Raw genomic sequence first — 17,584 nt, 5'->3', positions numbered from 1 at the left:
ACGAGCCCTCCTGAGCCTGAGCGTGCCCCTCGTGACAGGAGGGTCGCGCCCGGATGAGGACGACTCTCCTGCCACGCATGGACGTTCTCACGCACGCCGCTGGCTGTCAGCAGGGGGTTGCGGGCGGGATGCTCTGCTCGTACTGGAAGACGTTGTGGGGGTCGTACTTCGCCTTGACCCTGCGCAGCCGGGCGAAGTTGCGTCCCCAGTAGGCCCTCTCCCATTCCTGCATGCCGATGTTCGGCACGTTGACGTAGGCGCCGTCCACGTAGGGCCGCAGCGCCTGGCTGAACTCCGCGATCCAGGCCTGCGCCGTCGGGGTGAGCGCGTCGCCGCTGTCGGGTTCTCCGCGAGTTCCCCAGCCGGCTCCGGGTTCGGAGTAGAAGAGCGCGTCGCGGTGCGGGAAGGACGTGCCACCGGCGGGTTTGTTCTGCACCGCCCCGCCGAAGGCCTGAGTGAAGAAGTTGCTGTCATCGGTGGGTGCGTCGTTCATGAACTCGCCGATGATGCTGATCGCCTTCTTCGGGAACGGCTTTCTGGTGAACTGCGAGAAGAACTTCCAGTTCGCCGGCTCCACCGCGGTCGGAACCTGGAACCCCGCGTAGATGTCGGCCCAGGCCCCGGTCTGGATCGTGACCTCGGGATTACCGACCGACAGGATCGGCTCCACCAACTTCCTCGCCTGCGCCTCAGTCCCGTCCGCCAGGACGGCGAAGAACAGGATCTCCGGCTTGTGAACCTCCAGTTGGGTGCCGAGCCGGTTGTCGACGTAGGGCGCCGTGGACTGCCACGCGTCGAACACTCCCTGCAGATCCCCCAGGCCCGCCCAGGTCGCCGTCAGGTAGGCGACCTCCTTCAGCGGAGCCACCTTGTAGGTGAGCGAGGTGACGATCCCGAAGTTGCCGTTTCCCGCCCCACGCAGCGCCCACAGCAGATCCGAGTGGTGCTTCTCGTCCACCTCCAGGACCTTGGCTCCGTCGACACCCGACGGTACGACGATCTCGGCACCGATCAGGCTGTCGCACGCCATGCCGAGATAGCGGGTGAGGAAGCCGAATCCGCCACCGAGGGTCGCCCCGGCCAGGCCAACGCTGGCCTCCGTTCCGGTGGTCGCCGCGAAGTCCTGCTCACCGAGCGCGGCCACCGCCTCGCCCTGGTTGAGCCCGGCGCCGACCTTCGCGATGCGACGGTCGGAGTCGATGTGGCTCGACTTCAACTCGCTGACGTCGATCACGAGGCCGTTGTCCACGTTCGACCAGCCCTCGAGGCTGTGGCCACCGGCGCGCACCCGCAGCGCGACGTTGTTCTGCCGCGCCCAGGTGAGGGCGTTGACCACATCCTGGGTCTCCTGGACGTAGACGATGACCAGCGGATAGTGAACGAAAAGCTCGTCCCAGCCGAGGCTCGCCTCTTCATACCCGGGGTCGTTCGGCCGGACGATACGGCCCGTCAGCTTCGCCCGCGGGCCCTTCGCGCCCTTCGACTCCGCGTCGTCAAGGTAGCCAGCAGCGGGATCTCCTCCGTCCATGGCTACCGAACCTGCCATCGCAGTACCCGGGAGAACGACAGCGCCAGCGCCGGCGGCGGCCGTCGCCTTGAACAGATTGCGACGAGAAAGGCCGCTCATGGGCCGTCTCCTCTCGATCGGGTTACACCAATAGTCGGCGAAAGAAATCCTTGCCCGTCAAGTGAAGCTGCAATCCCTTGTGGGCCATACGGGGAAAGGTCATGCAACTTTCAGGAAAGGGCACCTTGAAATGCGACCAAAACCTGGCGCCCGCATTTGATGCGCGCCGCGAAAAGGCAAACCGATGTCGAACGAATGAGCACCAGCAGGCTCGCAGCTTGCGCGTGAACCCGTGCGGCTGAGATCGTCTCGGCATGGTCAACCGGATCGCACAGCCTGTGATCGACGCGGCGGAAACCCGTCCGCTGGCAGCCTTCTACGGCGCGCTGCTCGGTATGCGCGAGGTGGACAGCGAGGACGACGGGTCCGTCCTCATCGGCCACGAGCAGCCGCCGGGCATCGCCTTCTCCCGGCTCGACGACTATCGCCCGCCTCGCTGGCCGGATTCGACCTGTCCCCCACAGATGCACTTCGACATCGCTGTCCACGACTTCACTGCCGCCGAGCGGCTGGTCCTGGAACACGGTGGAACTCGGCTGCCCGACATGGGCGGCGACCATCCCGTCTTCGCCGACCCGTCGGGGCACCCTTTCTGTCTCTACGCCAGCGCCGCAGCCGCCGAGCATCGTGGACGGATCGAGGTCGTACAGATCGACTGTCCCGACGCCGCGGCGCTGGCACGCTTCTACATGGGGCTGCTGGGCGTGCCGGGTGAACAGACGGGCCGGGACTCGTGGCTGATCGGTCGCGAAGGCCGACTCCCACGTCTGGGCTTCCGCGAGGTCGAGCGCTACCAGCCGCCGCGCTGGAAGGACCGTGCCTTCCCGCAGCAGATCCACCTCGACATCTATGTGGACGACCCGGCCGTCGCCGTGCAGCTCGGTGCCACTCCGCTGCCAGAAGGTGGCGGATGGGACGTGTATGCCGACCCCGCCGGGCACCCGTTCTGCCTGGGCGTCGAAGGCTACTGATGAAAGGGTCGCCCGCCCGGTCACTGAGTGCGACGGATCGAGGCGAGAGATGAGAGCGGTGTCAGCGCGTTCCCGAGGTCGGCGCGGAAGGCCCGTTCCTCGGCCGTGCGTGCTGGCTTGCGGCTGCGGGCACGGTCTAGAGTTATTTGTGTGACAGCGCAGCCGGTGTTCGACGGGCCGGGTCCCAACGATCCGGCGCGGATCCTGCGTGTCCTTCCGGCCGACTACCACGCCGCGTTCCTGGCCGAGTACGCCGAGGCGGTGGAGAAGGCGCGGCGTCCGGAGGGGTTCGCCGCACTCGCCGCGCTCCTTCGTTTGTGGCGGCTGCGTGCCGCGGCCTATGCCGACCCAGGCTTCCGCGAGCGTCTTGTGGCCGTGCGCAGCGGCGACACCCTCGACGACGTGCCCATCGAGCAGCTGATCGCGGAGTGGCCGCCGGCGTGACCTACCGCGTCGCCTTCGCCATCGGTGCGGCCGCTCAGTTCCACGACCTTCCCGAACGCGCGCGCGACGCTCTCGTGCACCTGGCCGCGGACCTCGCCGAGCGTCCCTGGGACGGGGTCACGGTGCTCCCGCCGGGTGACAACCCCGCGTTCCGTGAGGCGGTCTTCGGCAACGGGCATGGTCTGCTTGCCGTCCACGTCAACGACGTCGCCGAGCTCGTCCGGATCTTCAACATCGTGTGGCTCGAGTAGCCACCCGGCCGACCGGGATCAGGTCACCGTCGCGCTCGGGCCTCGCCGTCGAGGTCACGGCTGTGCCACCAAAAAGTTCTTCGGCAACCGATGACTTCCTCGACCGGGCAGGGTCTCTATCGACAAGCCACGTGCCGTGGACACGACGATGATCCTCTGGAGAGCGCCCATGCCGTCCAACGCAGTACCGCAGATCGTCGACGCCGACACCTGGCAGCGCCAGCTCGATGCGCTGCGGGACCGGGAGAAGGCCGCGACCCGGGAGCTCGACGCGATCGCCGCGCAGCGCCGCCGGATGCCGATGGTCGAGATGCCCGACTACACCCTCGAGGGCGAGGAGGGACCGGTCCGGCTGGTGGACATGTTCGACGGTAGGTCACAGCTGATCGTCTACAACCACATGTGGTTCCCGGACAAGCAGTGGCAGTGCCCGGGCTGCACCGGCTTCACCTCACAGTTCACCCGGCTCGACTTCCTGGACAACTACGACGCCCGGTTCGTCATCGTCACCCAGGGTCCGATCGACGAGGCACTCGCCTACAAGCGACAGGTCGGGAACAAGATGACCTGGTACTCGACGGCGAACAGCCCGTTCGGCACCGACGTCGGCGCGCCGCCCCGCGCCGGATTCGCTGTCAACGTCTTCCTGCGGGACGGCGACACCGTCTATCGCACCTGGCACACCGACGGGCGCGGCACCGAGCAGATCAGCCACAGCTTCGCGCTGATCGACCTCCTGCCCTACGGCCGGCAGGAGGAGTGGCAGGACTCGCCCGAGGGCTGGCCGCAGTCGCCCACCTACAGCCGATGGGCAAGCTCCCAGGATATCGCCGCGCTCTACGGCCCGCGTGTCTGAGCCTCGGCCAGCCCCTCGGGGTCGTCGGTGATCCGGCGATCCGCCGGAGACGACCTAGTGCCCGACGGTGCCGAGGTCGTCGGAGTGTCCGGCTTCCAGGCGGGACCACTGGGCGGTGGGACGTCCGTTGGTGCGGGAGGAGCCGCCGGCGATCCGGGGCCAGCCGGCGGGCGAGTCCTCCCACTCCTCCTGTCGCCCGTAGGCGGTCCGGTCCAGCAGGCCGTACGTCTGGTCCATCACCTCGACGCCGCGGCCGGTGGTCCAGTACGTCTCGAACACCCGGTCGCCCTCGCGCAGGTAGCACGCCAGCATGAACGGGCCACGCCCGGCCATCAGGAGGTCGATGGACTCTCGAGCCGAGTACCAGGGCACGTCCCAGCCCATGAAGTCGCGGTAGCGGACGCTCTCCTCGTAGGGGCCCTGGCACAACGTCGCGTAGGTGACGTCGCAGGCGTGCAGGTAGGACAGTTCGCGGACCTGGCTGTTGAAGAACGTGCAGCCCTGGCACTGCTCGGCGGCGGGGTGGCCGGTGTGCCACATCTGGTAGTACGCGATCAGCAGTCGGCGGCCCTCGAACACCTCCAGCAGCGTGACGGGACCGTCCGGGCCGATCAGCGGGCTGGTGGCGTCCACCTCGAACATGGGCAGTCGGCGGCGGGCCGCCGCGATGGCGTCGCCTTCGCGGGTGTGCGCCTTCTCGCGGTTCCGCAGGGTGTCCAGTTCGGCCTGGTAGGTGGCTCGGTCGACGACCTTGGGCGCCGATGCGGTCGTTTCGGTGTTCACGAGAACTCTTCCCCTCGTCTGCGGTGGACTTTCGCCCCACCGACGAAGGCGGCCGGCTCAGATCGACATCGGCCGCGGAAAGATTCGCGACGTCTTGCGGATGCTCAGAGTTCGCGGAGGCGGCTGGTCAGGTAGCGGCGCTCGGCCTCGGTCGGCGCGAGTTCCAGGGCTTCCTCGTAGGCTCGCCTGGCCTCGTCGGTCCGGTCGGCTCGGCGGAGCAGGTCGGCCCGAGTGGCGGGCAGCAGGTGGTAACCCTCGAGCCGGCCGGACGCCGTGAGCTCGTCCACCAGCGCCAGTCCGGCCGGGACACCGTCGGTCATGGCGACCGCCACCGCGCGGTTGAGGTCGACGACGGGGGACGGCGCCAGCCGGGCCAACTCGGCGTAGAGGTGCGCGATCTGCGGCCAGTCCGTGCTCGCCATGTCGGGCGCGGTGGCATGGCAGGCGGCGATCGCGGCCTGCACCTGGTAGGGCCCGGCACTCCGCATCGTCAGTGCCTCGTCGAGCGTGGCCACGCCCTCGGCGATCAACGCCTGGTCCCACCTGGACCGGTCCTGGTTCTCCAGCGTGACCAGGACGCCCTGGTCGTCGGTCCGGGTCGTGCGACGGGCCTCGTGCAGCAGCATCAGTGCGAGCAGTCCTGCTGGTTCGGGTTCGTGCGGCATCAGTCGGACCAGGACCCGGGCCAGCCGGATCGCCTCGGCCGTCAACACCCGGCGTACGTCCTCCTCGTCGTAGCCCTCGTTGAAGATGAGGTAGAGGACCGCGAGGACGGCGGCCAGCCGTTGCGGCAGGAGCTCGGCGGGCGGTACGCGGTACGGGATGCCGGCCTCGGCGATCTTGCGTTTGGCCCGGACCAGGCGTTGCGCCATCGCGGGCTCGGCGGTCAGGAAGGCGCGGGCGATCTCGGCGGTCGTCAGGCCGGCCAACGTACGCAGGGTGAGGGCGACCCGGGCCGGGAACGGCAGCGCTGGGTGGCAGCAGGTGAAGATCAGCCGCAGCCGCTCGTCCGGGATCTCCTCCACCGGCGGCTCTTCGGGGTCGCGGGCCAGCACGGCGAGTTGGCGCAGCCTGGCCGCGCCGGCGGCGTCGCGGCGCAGCCGGTCGGTCGCGCGGTTGCGGGCGGTGGTGGTGAGCCAGGCGCCCGGGCGGCGCGGGATGCCGTCACGCGGCCACGTCGCCAGGGCGGCGGCGAAGGCGTCCTGTGCGCAGTCCTCGGCCAGGTCCCAGTCGCTGGTCACCCCGATCAGGGTCGCGACCACCTGGCCCCACTCGTCCCGAAACGCGGCGTCGACGGCCGCTCGGACCTCGTCGTCGGACGCCGTCATTCCCAGACCGGGCGGATCTCGATGCCGCCCCACCGCGCGTACGGATGACCGGCGGCGATCTCGATCGCCTCGTCCAGGTTCGCGCACTCGAGGATCACGAAGCCACCAACGAAGTCCTTGGTCTCGGCGAACGGCCCGTCCGAGACCAGGGTCTCGCCGTCGCGGACCCGGACCGTGGTCGCGTCCACGACGGGACGCAACCGCGCGCCGAGGATCCTGGCGCCCCGCTGGTTCAGGTCGGCCAGCCAGGCCTTGTGCACGGGGTCCGCCGCGAGTTCCTCGTTGGTCGGTGAGGCTGTCTCGTCGTCGCAGATCAGTAGCACGTACTTCATCCGGCCGATTCTGCCCCAGTGGTGTGCGGAGAGTGGCGGACTCGGCGCGGCGATCAGGGCCGCCGGCCGCTCCCGCTCGGCGGTCAGCGTCGTGGCAGGGCGAGCCCCATCCGAGCCGCGGCACCGTCCAGCAGGGTGGTCAGTCCGTTCAGGAACCGGTCGCGTTCGGACAGGCCGCCGAGCAGTTCGCCGAAGGCGTCCTGGGGGCGGGCGCCGCCGAACAGCCCCTCGGTGTGCGGGAACTCCCCGGTGGCGAGCAGGCTCTCGCCGAACGCCATGGCCGCCTTGACGGCCTCGTCGTCGGGTGAGGCGCTCCCGGCGCGTACCTCGGCCGAGCGCAGCGCGTTGCCGTGGACGTAGTCGTCGACCATCGCGAGCAAGGCGAGCTTGCCCGCGGGGTCCAGGCCGGTCTCGGCGACGGCCGCGAGTGACTGTTCGAAGTGCCGCATGGCGTTGGGGCCGGGCATGGCGTTCTGCAGGGAGTACGGCGCCCAGGGGTGGCGCATCATGACCTCCCAGGTACGCGTCCCGATCGCGATGAGCGCGTCGTACCAGTGGGTCGGGAACTCCTCCGCCGGGACGAGTACCTCGCCCATGATCGCGTCGTCCATCAGCGCGACGAGTTCGTCCTTGGTGCGGACGTAGTAGTAGAGCGTCATGGTGCCGGCGCCGAGGTCGCCGGCGATCCGGCGCATCGACACCGCCGCGAACCCCTCGGCGTCGGCGATCGCCAGCGCGGTCGACGCGATCTGGTCGCGGGTGAACTTCGGCCGACGAGTCCCGGGCTCGGGCCGGGTCCAGATGAGTGCGGAGTCGTCAGCGGTTGCCATTCGTACACCGTACCGTTAGCCTTCTTCGTACGACGTACCAAAGTCCGGTACGCCATACGAACAAGCGTGGCTCACGGAGCATGGAGGGCGTCATGACCGATGTCGACGTACTGATCGTCGGGGCCGGACCGACCGGACTCACCCTGGCCTGCGAACTCGCGGTGCGGGGCGTCCGACTCCGAGTCGTCGATCGGGCGGAGGAGTTCTTCGGCGGATCACGTGCCGACGGCATCCAGCCGAGAACCATGGAGGTCTTCGCCGACCTCGAAGTACTCGACCAGATCCTGGCCGGAGGCGACCTCGGCATCGTGATGCGCGCGTACCAGGGCGACAAGGTCGTCTGGGAAGGGCAGATGAGCGAGCCCACCGAGCCCACCCCGTCGGTGCCGTACCCGAACATCTGGTTCGTTCCGCAGTTCCGCACCGAGGAGATCCTCCGCGAGCGGCTCGCCGCACTCGGTGCGCACGTGGAACGGTCGACCGTGCTGACCGACTTCACCCAGGACGCCGACGGCGTGACCGCGACCCTGGTCGCCAACGGGACGAGCGAGACCGTACGCGCCCGATACCTCGTCGGGGCCGACGGCGGGCGCAGCACGGTGCGCAAGCGGCTGGGCATCGAGTTCCCCGGCGAGACCGACGAGAACACCACGGTGCTCTTCGCCGACGCCCGGGTGGACGGGATCAGCCGTGACCACGGCCGGATGTGGCAGACCGCCGACGGTGGAGCGTCGGTGATGCCACTGGCCGGCACCGACCTGTTCGTCGTCGTGGCCCAGCCGCCCGCCGACCAGGACGAGCCGATCCGCGACTACCTGCAACGGCAGATCACCGAGTCGTCCGGCCGAAGCGACATCGTCGTCCGCGAGGTGACCTGGCACACCACCTGGCGGCCGAACACCCGCCTGGCCGAGCGCTTCCGCGAGGGCCGGGTCTTCCTGGCCGGCGACGCGGGGCACGTGCACCCACCGACCGGCGGCCAGGGCATGAACACCGGCATCCAGGACGGCTACAACCTCGGCTGGAAGCTCGCCGCCGCGCTGGCCGGCGCCCCGGACCTCCTGCTCGACAGCTACGAACCGGAGCGGATGGCGGCGGCGCGCACCGCGCTCGACATCGCCACGACTCTGCTGGAGAAGCACAGGCGAGGCGACGAGGACGCGCACGTGCGCGGCCCCGAGGTGCACGGGCTCACGCTGAACTACCGCCACAGCCCACTCTCCCGCGACGAACGTGTCCGACCCACCGAACTTAGGGCCGGCGACCGGGCCCCGGACGCGCCGGTGACCACGGCCGACGGTCGCGCGGTGCGACTGTTCGACCTCTTCCACGGCCCGCACTGGACCCTGCTGGCCTTCGGTACGGCGCACGCGCACACCGTCGAGGCCCTCACCGACCGGCTGGGTCCGGCGTTGCACGCCCATGTGGTGGTGCAACCCGGTGCGGTGCAACCCGGTCAGCTGGCCGACTCGGCCGACCAGCACGTGGTGATCGACAGCCACGGACACGTCCGGGACGGATACGGCGCGACCGACGGGACCCTGATCCTGGTCCGCCCGGACGGCTACGTCGGGCTGGTCGCCGACCCCGGCACCATCGAGCGGATCGACGAGTACTGGGCCACCGTCACCCCGGCTCGCATGGCAGTCGGCGCGTCCCCCGCCGGACCGGCCGAGCCGGGTGGGCCGGCACGGCAGGTCTGAGGCGGGCGACTCCCCACCGCATCGAGGCAGCGTCAGGGTCGGCGGGACCCTATCCGTCGACCGCCGCGAGGAGCTCGTGGAGGGAGGAGCGTGTCATGGGTCGTTTGAGCAGGTCGACGGACTCACGCTCCGCGAACGCCACATGGTCCGGGTCGGCTGAGTTCATGGCCGCGCAGATCGTTTGGTACGTCCAGTTGAGATAGCCGGTCACGGCGGTGGCGAAGGACGCCAGGCCGAGCGTGGGCCACCGGCCGGCGGCCTGGACGTAGCCGTCGCGGAGCGCGGCGATCGCCGGGCGGTTGATCGATGGTTGCAGTGCCCAGTGGGTGAGTGCCGATCCGACCTGGAGCTCGGGGGTGAGCGACCCGGTCAGATCCCAATCGGTGACCACAAGCACGTCGTCGTGGCCCATGCGGACGTTCTCGGGGTTGAGGACGAGGTTGCAGAGAATGACGTCGCTGTCGTCGATGGCGGGCTCGATCGCGCGCAGGTCCAGCGTCGGGACGACCTCACCGAGCTGCTCGGCCCACGGCTTGTGCGCGGCACGGGCTTCATCGAGGAGGGCCCACCAGGCGGCTTCGGGTCGACGCGAGATCAGGTAGGAGTTGATGGGCGAGTCACTTGGGATGGCCAGAGAGTGGAGCGTCCCAAGAGTCCTTCCGGCCCGGCGAGCCACCGCGGCCGGCACCGGAATCATCGGTGCCGGCCCGACCTCGATCCACTCCTGCACCCGCCAGCTCTGCCCCTGAACGGGTTCGATCAGCCGACCATGGGGACTGCGTACGGGAGTCGGGGCGGCGACACCGGCCGCGACCGCGGCATCGCGGAGCCGCGCACCGACTTCGGCCTGCGCGTCGGTGATGAAGGGAAGGACGGTGCCGGCAAGCCAGCGACCGCGGTCTGTCGTGATCGACCAACTGCGGCCCGTCGGCGTGTACGAGACCGGCGCCGGCGACCCGGTGACGCGACCGAGGCCGAACGCGTTGGCCAGCGAGTCGGCGAGCCCGACGGGTGCGGTGGGCGTCTCCTCCGCCCGTTGCTCCACCTCGGACTTCAGCGCGGCCCAGTCGCGCATGCCGTACTCCGAGGCCAGAGCCCGCTGCGCGTCGGCCAGCGACGCTCCAGGGCTGGATTCACGGAGGGCGACCAGAACGTCCTTCGCCTCCTTGCGGAGAAAGGCAAGACTCGGCCTGTCCGGCAGAATGCGCACAGCGCGTCCTCTCCTGCCCGGACTCGCACGGGCACACAAGAGAGCGCGTTGAGCTCCGCTGCGGCTGATCGCTTGATGGGGTGGCTTCCAGCCTTCCGGCGAGTCTCGGCGCGGCCCCTGCCCACGCCTGGGTGACGCTAGACACACGCTGACAGCCCGGTCAACAGCGACGGAGGCTTGCTGTTCGTACGGATCAGCCTCTGGCGGCGAGCCAGGTTCGGTGGAAGGCGATGTAGCTGGGGAACCTCGTGGTGACGGCCTCCTGCACGACGGCGTACAGCGCGTCCGGACCGCGGTAGGCATCTCGGTGCAGCGTGCCGTCCGCGAGGAGGACAAGCGCGGTCCGGGCCATCACGTAGGCCGTCGTGCGATCGTCGATCGGCGCACCCAAGGAGAACTCCTCAGGCGCCATGAACCGGCTCGACCCGAACATCCGACCCATGTCGTTGCGGTACGGCCCGGGCCGATAGCTGTCCAGGTCGATCACGGTCAGTCGATGCCGGTCGAAGTCGTAGAGCAGGCTGCCGTCGTAGAAGTCCCCCTGCACCCAGCCGGCGACGTCCAGTTGTCCGTGCAGGTCGAACAACGCATCGAGAGCGACCAGAATCTCCTCGACGGCCAGGGCACGAAAGCGCTGGAACGCGGTGTCGGGATCGTCTCGTACATGTCGCGGTGTGCCGAGGTGGTCGCCGTCCCGCCAGTCGTAGACCAGAAGGGGTCCGCCGGGCGACTCGACCAGACCGTGGAACGTGGGAAGGAGTGGATGCCGAACTCCCTCGGCGAGCCGAGCGGCGTTGCGGAGAAGGCTCTCCCGGCCACCGAAGTCCAGATACGGGGCGGTGTCGGCCGGATCGCCCGCGGTCTTGACGAAGAATCGCCGGCCGTCCGCATCGACGCCGTAGGAGACGTTGCCGGAGTCCTGGCTGTGAGCGCCGAAGCGGGCGAAGACGTTGCCGAGCTGCTCGACGTAGCGCGCGGGTCGACTGTCGATCGCAGCAGGAAACACCGTGCGACCCTAGCTTCACCCGAGCGGCCTGGCCAGGTGGTGTCCTGCGACCGGGCGTGGCTTCGACCTCACGGTTGTGCCTGCGTAGGCAAGGTGAGGATGTCGGCTCCGTCCTTGGTGATAGCGATCGTGTGCTCGCTGTGTGCTGTCCGGCAACCTGTCGCACTTCGGAGTGTCCACCCGTCGGCATCAGTGACGAGTTCGGCGGTGTCCGCCATGACCCACGGCTCCAGTGCCAGCAGCAGCCCAGGGCGCAGTTTGTACCCACGGCCGGGCCGTCCGGTGTTTGACACGTGCGGGTCCTGGTGCATCGTCGATCCGATGCCATGACCTCCGAACTCGGTGTTGATCTGGTACCCCGCCTCGCTGAGGACGGAGCCGATGGCATGGGAGATGTCACCGATGCGAGCTCCGGGTCCGGCAACGGCTATCCCCGCGCTCAACGCGCGTTCGGTTGCGCTGATCATCGCGACGCTCTCCGGGGGCTTGGATTCGCCCACGACGAAGCTGATGGCAGCGTCCGCGGCGACTCCGCCCTGGGAGACGGCGAAGTCGAGTGTCAGCAGATCGCCGTCGGCAAGGGTGTAGTCGTACGGCAGTCCGTGGAGCACGGCGTCGTTGACCGCCGTGCAGATGTAGTGGCCGAACGGCCCCCGCCCGAAGGACGGCTCGTAGTCGACGTAGCAGGACTGCGCTCCGGCCTCGACGATCATGGTCTGGGCCCACCGATCGATGTCCAGGAGGTTCGTGCCGACCGTGCTACGGCTCTTCAGGGACTGCAGAATGTCAGCGACGAGGGCGCCGGTCTCCTTCGCTCGGGACAGTTCGGTGGGGTTCAGGATCTCGATCATGCGGCGTCCTTCTCACGTTCCAATAACTATCCCGGCCATACTATCCCGGTACTAGAATCGGCCCCATGGTCAGATTGCCGCTCACTCCCGCGGAGGTCGAGCGCGGACAGCGCCTCGGCGCCCTCCTGCGTCGCGCCAGGGGAGAGCGCTCGATGCTCGAGACCGCGCTCGACGCACGCGTCTCACCGGAGACCCTCCGAAAGATCGAGACGGGCCGCGTCGCGACCCCTGCTTTCTCGACCATCGCCGCGATCGCCGAGGTCCTCGACCTCTCCCTCGACGCGGTGTGGGCCGAGATCAACCCCGAACGCGGTGTCGAACAGACCAGCCCTGGTCACCACACACGGAAGCCGTTGGCCTCCTAGCCTGCCCACTCGGGCCCACGAGACACCGTGCCCTGGTGAGCCCGGCACTTCGGTGTCGCCTGGCGCATGACGGTTGCGTCGTGGTCGACTTCGACGTCGTCACGCCAGCGCGTCTCGGTTCGACCACCGTCGGTGAGCGGCCCGCGTAACATCGGTCGGGAACCGGGCACCGCCGCGCGGGTCTCACGCGGTCGAGTACGCGGCGGCCCGCGCTCACACCCGCGACAGCGGCCGGGCGAAGGGGATGGCATGTCCAAAACCTCGAAAACAGACAAACCTACACAGTTCCCGACTCCCCCCATTGTGTCCGCCCAGGAATGGGAGACAGCGCGCGAGCAACTGCTGGAGAAGGAGAAGAGGCTGACCCGCGCCCGGGACGCCCTGGCCGCGGAGCGCCGGCGGATGCCGTGGATGGCGGTGGAGAGGAGCTATGAGTTCGACGGGCCCGAAGGGAGAGCGAGCCTGCTCGACCTGTTCGCGGGCCGCCGTCAACTGATCGTCTACCGCGCCTTCTTCGAGCCCGGCGTCTCCGGCTGGCCCGACCACGCGTGCGTCGGGTGTTCGATGGTCGCCGATCACGTAGGACACCTGGCCCATCTGAACGCCCGCGACACCACGCTCGTTTTCGTCTCGCGTGCCCCGCAGCCAGACATCGCGCGGGTGAAGGCGCGGCTGGGCTGGACAATGCCGTGGTACACCATGACCGACGAGTTCGACGCCGACTTCGGCGTGGACGAATGGCACGGCACGAACGCGTTCATCCGCGACGGCGACAGGGTCTTCCGCACCTACTTCATCAACGCCCGTGGTGACGAGTCGTTGGGGAGCACGTGGAGCTACCTCGACATGACCGCGCTCGGACGGCAGGAGGAGTGGGAGGACTCGCCCGAAGGCTATCCCCAGACCCCGCCCTACGCATGGTGGAACTGGCACGACGAGTACGGCAACGGCCGGCCCACAGCGGGGTAGCCACCTGCTTCACGAGGACTTCAGGAGGACGCCGCCACCCCGAGCAGCCCGACATGCTCGCCAGGCTGGTCTTGGTCGGTCCTTGCGTGCACACTGCGCGTATGAACAGTTCGGCGGCGTTCCTCGGCGATCCGCCGCAAGACCCGGCCGTGTCCGCCGCCTACGAGGCCGATCTCGCCTCCGACGGCTACGTCAACAACCTCACACGTGTCTGGTGCTGGCGTCCTGACGTGCTGACGTCCTTCCAGACTCTGCGTACCGAGCTGCTCGCCGAGTCTCGCCTGTCGCCCCGGGAAGTAGCGGTGATGGTCGCCGCCACAGCCGCGGCCCGTCACGACGCCTACTGCGCGCTGGCGTGGGGATCCAGGCTGGCCGAACTCAGCGACGAGGCGACCGCCGCGGGCGTGCTGCAAGGCGTCGACGGCGACCTGTCCGATCGGGAGGCCGCGCTGGCGGCCTGGTCTCGTCAGGTCGTCCACGATCCGAACGCCACCACCGAAGCTGACGTGGACCGCTTGCGCGGCGCGGGTTTCGACGACCAGGAGATCTTCGAGGCGACGACCTGGATCGCGTTCCGGCTGGCGTTCTCCACTGTCAACGACGCGCTGGGCGCGCGGCCGGATCCGCAGCTTGCCAAGAACGCGCCCCGGCTCGTCCGCGAAGCCGTCACCTACGGCCGGCCCGTCTAGGCACGCGCGCCAGGCCGTTCCTCCGCACGCATCGATCGCACGCGGCCGGTTCTTCCCGACCGATGGCGGTCGTGTGAAGCAGCCCGAGGCCGTCCTGCTGTAACGTCACCCGGTCTCGTCTGCTTGGGGGCTTCGAGTGACGGTGCATCAGGTCAGCGTGCGGGGGCATCGGGACTTTCAGCGACTGTGGTCGGGATTGGCGGTCAGCCAGCTCGGCTCCGCCGTGGGCGGGGTGGCGCTTCCGATCGTCGCTGTGAACGTCGTCCACGCGTCGACGTTCCAGATCTCCGTACTGGCGGCGTTCACGGCGGTCACGACCGCCCTGCTCGCCTTTCCGATGGGCAGCTACGTCGAGTTCCGACGGAAGCGTCCGGTCATGATCGCGGCTGACGTCGCCCGTTTCGCGAGCCTGGGCAGCATTCCGCTGGCCGGACTGGTGCACGGCCTCACGTTCACGCAGCTGTGTGTCGTGGCCGTCATCAACGCGACCTGCGGCATCGCCTTCGCCGGAGCGGCCCAAGCACATCTAAAGGCCCTGGTATCCCCGGACCGCCTCGCCGACGCCAACGGACGACTGGAGTCGACCAACTGGCTGCGGATGTCGGTCGGCCCCTCGTTGGGCGGCGCCCTCGTCGGCTTCCTCAGCGCGCTCGGCACCCTCGTGATCGATGCGGTCTCCTTCCTTGCCAGCGCGCTCGCCATCCGCCTGATCCGTCAACCCGAACCAGCGCCGCCACCGCGCGACGCACGAGGATCACGACGCAGCGAGCTTGCCGGAGGACTGCGCTTCGCCTGGGGACACACCGCATTACGCAGGATGCTGATCAGCTGGGTCTGCTTCACCGGGGCGATCGCGCTGTCCGGCCCGGTCACCACCATCTTCTATCTGCGCGACCTGCACTTCACGGCCTTCGAGTACGGCCTGCTGATGGGACTGCCGTCCCTGGGTGGATTCTTCGGTGCCCGGCTCACCCGCCGGACGGTCGCTCGTTTCGGCCCGGTTCGTGCCCTGTGGTGGGCAAGCGTGCTCCGTGGGCCGTGGAACTTCCTCATCCCGCTGGCAGGTCCTGGCCTGCTCGGACTGATCCAGTGCAGCGTCGGCTTCTTCGGCCTTCTGTTCTTCGCCGCCATGGCGAACTCCACCATGTCCAGCTATCGCCAGCTCGCCACACCGGACCACCTCATGGCACGGGTGTCCACGCTGTGGTCCTTCGCGACGACCGTCGCCCAACCCGTGTTCATCCTCCTCGGCGGCCTAGTCGCGACTCAGCTCGGTGCCCGCCTGACCCTCGCCGTCTCCACGGCACTGATGTGCGGGACGGCGTTCCTGCTTCCCCGCCACGAGATCAGCACCGAACAGGGATGAGGATCGACGGTTCGGCGCTCCGGTCCGAAGATCGTCCTCGGTCACCGGTGTCGATAAGGTCCGTTGGATGGAACTGCCGAACGTCCTGTGGATTGGTGCCCCGCCCGGTGCCGGCAAGACGACGGTGGCCCGCCTACTCGCGCGGCGTCATGGGTTGCGCTGGTACAGCTCCGACACCAAGACGTGGGAGCATCGCGATCGGGCACTCGCCGCCGGCGTCACGTTGCCCGACCGTGGCCCGGGCAGCGCGCACTACGACCGTCGCCCGATGATGATCGACGACCTGCGCTCGTTACCCGCATCCCCGTTGATCGTGGCTGATGGACCATTGACGCCCGGGATGGTGGAGTCGCGCCCGGACATCACACGCCAGGCTGTGTGGCTCGTGCCGTCGAAGGAGGTGCAGCATACGAGGCTGCGGATCCGCCACCCCGAAGGCGTTCCACCGGCGTACCTGCAGAGTTGGGAGTCGATGGTCAGGAAGTTCGAGGAGTCCGGCATCACCGGGATCAGGGTCGACCACCTGACGGTGGCGGAGACGCTCCGCGAAGTCGAGCGAGTCTTCGCGGTCCACCTCGGCAGAGGCCCCACGGCGGGGAGTCTGGAGGAACGCCGGGCCCTGATCCGCCACGGCAACCAGGCACTCCTCGCTCAGTACCTCAGCCCGTCAGCGCGGCCGCTGTCCACCGTCGATCCGGGCGAGCGTGTCCGCACCTTCGACTGCGAATGCGCGGAGGTGTCCTGCGACGCGCTGATCGATCTGCGCGTCAGCGAAGCGGCCGCAGCGGTAGCGAGCGCTCCACCGACGATCCTTGCCCCCGGCCATGGGAACTGACCACACGCCCGCCGGACCATCGGCGGGCGTGCGTCATCGGCATGGGGGCACCTTGACACCAGGGGTTCAGGCCGATCAGGCCGTCAGTTCCGCGACCGGGCTACCGAAGGGCAGGACGCGGTCGGGCTCGCGGCCGTAGCCGTCAATCTCGAACCGGTCACCGAGGACCCGCACGGTCGCGTAGGCGTTCGTGTCGAGCTCCACCATGCCGTGGAACGTCACGAAGTGCTTGCCGCCGGTGAAGCCGTAGTTGCCCTCGTGGTTGTGCCCGTTGAACCAGGCGACAACGTTGTCGTACCCGGTCACCAGGTCGAGCAACTCCTCGTCGTTCCACGCGTTGTGGACGTTCTTCGGGTAGATCGGGTGATGGGAGTTGAGCACCACCTTCTCGCCACGGGAGCGGGCGCCGTCGAGCACGCGGCGCAGCCAGGCGAGCTGCTCCTCCCCTACCGCGCCGTTCCAGGTCTGGGCGTTGACCGCGCCCTCGGCTGTGAGCCGGTCGAGCATGTCGCGGGCCAGCTCGTACTTCTCCGATCCCTCCGGGTTGGCGTAGAGGCTGACGTCGTTGGTGTCGACGACGACGAAACGCCAACTGTTGCGGCGGAAGTGGTGGTAGGGCGCCGGCATGCGCAGGGTCGTGAGCAGCTCACCCATCGGCAGCTGGAAGTCGTGGTTGCCGAGCACGTGGTACTTCGGCATCCGCAGCCTGTTGAAGATCGGCACGACGTCCTCGAAGCTCTCCGCGAACCGATCGACGAAGTCGCCCAGGTGAAGGGCGAAGTCCAGGTCCGCGTCGTTGAACTCCGTCACCGCCTCGCGAAGCTTGCGCACGGACTCCCGGTAGTGCCGGGTCCCGACGGTGTCGACGTCGGCGTACTGGCAGTCGGCGATGACGCCGAACCGGAACGGTCGTCCTGAGCCGACCGGTCCGACCTGGGAGCCGAGCGGCACCGCCGCCGCACCGAGCGCGGACAGGCCGAGGAAACCTCGGCGGCTGAAAGCCCAATCCTGGATGAGGTCGCGAGAGCGCGGCTGGGTCACTGTCAACCTCCTGCATTCGTGGTCGATCGACAACCAAGTGTCACCGCGTGACCCACCACCCTGCTACGGCTCACCAGTGAACAGGTCGTGAAGGCACAGGCCGTGTAGGACCGAGGTTTCGGCCTGC

The 17,584-nt window shown here is 68.7% G+C and carries 19 protein-coding genes; 10 read left to right on the top strand and 9 right to left on the bottom strand.

The window, feature by feature from the left end; all coding sequences use genetic code 11:
- Positions 1 to 106: 106 nt before the first annotated feature.
- On the bottom strand, positions 107 to 1,627 hold the full coding sequence (locus tag HEB94_RS11105) for an FAD-binding oxidoreductase (protein ID WP_192749824.1): 1,521 nt from the start codon (positions 1,625 to 1,627) through the stop codon (positions 107 to 109).
- Between the two features lie 254 nt (positions 1,628 to 1,881).
- Between HEB94_RS11105 and HEB94_RS11100 the strand changes: the two genes are divergently transcribed.
- The 4 genes from HEB94_RS11100 to HEB94_RS11085 all read left to right on the top strand — a co-directional run bounded on the left by HEB94_RS11100 (position 1,882) and on the right by HEB94_RS11085 (position 4,149).
- Complete coding sequence (locus HEB94_RS11100) at positions 1,882 to 2,598, top strand: VOC family protein (protein ID WP_192749823.1); 717 nt, start codon at positions 1,882 to 1,884, stop codon at positions 2,596 to 2,598.
- A gap of 150 nt (positions 2,599 to 2,748) precedes the next feature.
- A complete protein-coding gene (locus tag HEB94_RS11095) occupies positions 2,749 to 3,042 on the top strand; it encodes a DUF6247 family protein (protein ID WP_192749822.1) in 294 nt (97 codons plus the stop codon).
- Positions 3,039 to 3,293, top strand: coding sequence for a hypothetical protein (locus HEB94_RS11090; RefSeq protein WP_192749821.1), 255 nt, complete (start codon positions 3,039 to 3,041; stop codon positions 3,291 to 3,293). The genes HEB94_RS11095 and HEB94_RS11090 overlap by 4 nt, the downstream gene beginning before the upstream one ends.
- A gap of 169 nt (positions 3,294 to 3,462) precedes the next feature.
- On the top strand, positions 3,463 to 4,149 hold the full coding sequence (locus tag HEB94_RS11085; RefSeq protein WP_192749820.1) for a DUF899 domain-containing protein: 687 nt from the start codon (positions 3,463 to 3,465) through the stop codon (positions 4,147 to 4,149).
- A gap of 54 nt (positions 4,150 to 4,203) precedes the next feature.
- Here HEB94_RS11085 and HEB94_RS11080 read toward each other — a convergent pair whose 3' ends face one another.
- From HEB94_RS11080 to HEB94_RS11065, 4 genes are all read right to left on the bottom strand, one after another.
- Positions 4,204 to 4,932 (bottom strand): DUF899 family protein, encoded by a 729-nt coding sequence (locus HEB94_RS11080; protein WP_192749819.1) that lies wholly within the window; start codon positions 4,930 to 4,932, stop codon positions 4,204 to 4,206.
- A gap of 104 nt (positions 4,933 to 5,036) precedes the next feature.
- Complete coding sequence (locus tag HEB94_RS11075) at positions 5,037 to 6,260, bottom strand: RNA polymerase sigma factor (protein ID WP_192749818.1); 1,224 nt, start codon at positions 6,258 to 6,260, stop codon at positions 5,037 to 5,039.
- The gene (locus HEB94_RS11070) at positions 6,257 to 6,592 is read right to left on the bottom strand and encodes a YciI family protein (RefSeq protein WP_192749817.1); all 336 of its coding nucleotides are present in this window, start codon (positions 6,590 to 6,592) and stop codon (positions 6,257 to 6,259) included. Before HEB94_RS11070 ends, HEB94_RS11075 begins: the two co-directional genes overlap by 4 nt.
- Before the next feature lie 83 nt (positions 6,593 to 6,675).
- Positions 6,676 to 7,422 (bottom strand): TetR/AcrR family transcriptional regulator, encoded by a 747-nt coding sequence (locus tag HEB94_RS11065; protein ID WP_192749816.1) that lies wholly within the window; start codon positions 7,420 to 7,422, stop codon positions 6,676 to 6,678.
- A gap of 92 nt (positions 7,423 to 7,514) precedes the next feature.
- On the opposite strand from HEB94_RS11065, the gene HEB94_RS11060 reads away from it, so the two are divergent.
- Positions 7,515 to 9,125 (top strand): FAD-dependent monooxygenase, encoded by a 1,611-nt coding sequence (locus tag HEB94_RS11060; RefSeq protein ID WP_192749815.1) that lies wholly within the window; start codon positions 7,515 to 7,517, stop codon positions 9,123 to 9,125.
- A 49-nt stretch (positions 9,126 to 9,174) separates the two neighbouring features.
- Here HEB94_RS11060 and HEB94_RS11055 read toward each other — a convergent pair whose 3' ends face one another.
- The 3 genes from HEB94_RS11055 to map form a co-directional block, all read right to left on the bottom strand.
- Positions 9,175 to 10,335 (bottom strand): phosphotransferase, encoded by a 1,161-nt coding sequence (locus tag HEB94_RS11055; protein ID WP_192749814.1) that lies wholly within the window; start codon positions 10,333 to 10,335, stop codon positions 9,175 to 9,177.
- Positions 10,336 to 10,528: 193 nt separating this feature from the next.
- A complete protein-coding gene (locus tag HEB94_RS11050; RefSeq protein ID WP_192749813.1) occupies positions 10,529 to 11,341 on the bottom strand; it encodes a serine/threonine protein kinase in 813 nt (270 codons plus the stop codon).
- A gap of 68 nt (positions 11,342 to 11,409) precedes the next feature.
- The gene (gene map, locus HEB94_RS11045; protein ID WP_192749812.1) at positions 11,410 to 12,192 is read right to left on the bottom strand and encodes a type I methionyl aminopeptidase; all 783 of its coding nucleotides are present in this window, start codon (positions 12,190 to 12,192) and stop codon (positions 11,410 to 11,412) included.
- Between the two features lie 65 nt (positions 12,193 to 12,257).
- On the opposite strand from map, the gene HEB94_RS11040 reads away from it, so the two are divergent.
- From HEB94_RS11040 to HEB94_RS11020, 5 genes are all read left to right on the top strand, one after another.
- Positions 12,258 to 12,557, top strand: a complete 300-nt coding sequence (locus HEB94_RS11040) for a helix-turn-helix domain-containing protein (protein WP_192749811.1) — start codon at positions 12,258 to 12,260, stop codon at positions 12,555 to 12,557.
- A gap of 303 nt (positions 12,558 to 12,860) precedes the next feature.
- Positions 12,861 to 13,526, top strand: coding sequence for a DUF899 domain-containing protein (locus HEB94_RS11035; protein WP_337917603.1), 666 nt, complete (start codon positions 12,861 to 12,863; stop codon positions 13,524 to 13,526).
- Positions 13,527 to 13,627: 101 nt separating this feature from the next.
- Positions 13,628 to 14,215 (top strand): carboxymuconolactone decarboxylase family protein, encoded by a 588-nt coding sequence (locus HEB94_RS11030; protein WP_202896268.1) that lies wholly within the window; start codon positions 13,628 to 13,630, stop codon positions 14,213 to 14,215.
- A 136-nt stretch (positions 14,216 to 14,351) separates the two neighbouring features.
- Positions 14,352 to 15,581, top strand: coding sequence for an MFS transporter (locus HEB94_RS11025; RefSeq protein WP_337917602.1), 1,230 nt, complete (start codon positions 14,352 to 14,354; stop codon positions 15,579 to 15,581).
- A 67-nt stretch (positions 15,582 to 15,648) separates the two neighbouring features.
- Entirely contained in the window at positions 15,649 to 16,416 is a 768-nt protein-coding gene (locus HEB94_RS11020) for a P-loop nucleotide/nucleoside kinase family protein (RefSeq protein WP_192749808.1), read from the top strand.
- Positions 16,417 to 16,491: 75 nt separating this feature from the next.
- Here HEB94_RS11020 and HEB94_RS11015 read toward each other — a convergent pair whose 3' ends face one another.
- Positions 16,492 to 17,457: a metallophosphoesterase gene (locus tag HEB94_RS11015; protein WP_192749807.1), complete on the bottom strand. Its 966-nt coding sequence runs from the start codon at positions 17,455 to 17,457 to the stop codon at positions 16,492 to 16,494.
- Positions 17,458 to 17,584 lie beyond the last annotated feature (127 nt).

The sequence above is a fragment of the Actinopolymorpha pittospori genome, from assembly GCF_014873875.1.
Classification (GTDB): domain Bacteria; phylum Actinomycetota; class Actinomycetes; order Propionibacteriales; family Actinopolymorphaceae; genus Actinopolymorpha; species Actinopolymorpha pittospori.
The sequence above is the reverse complement of the archived record's forward strand: the minus strand, read 5'-3'. Positions and strand labels throughout refer to the sequence as shown.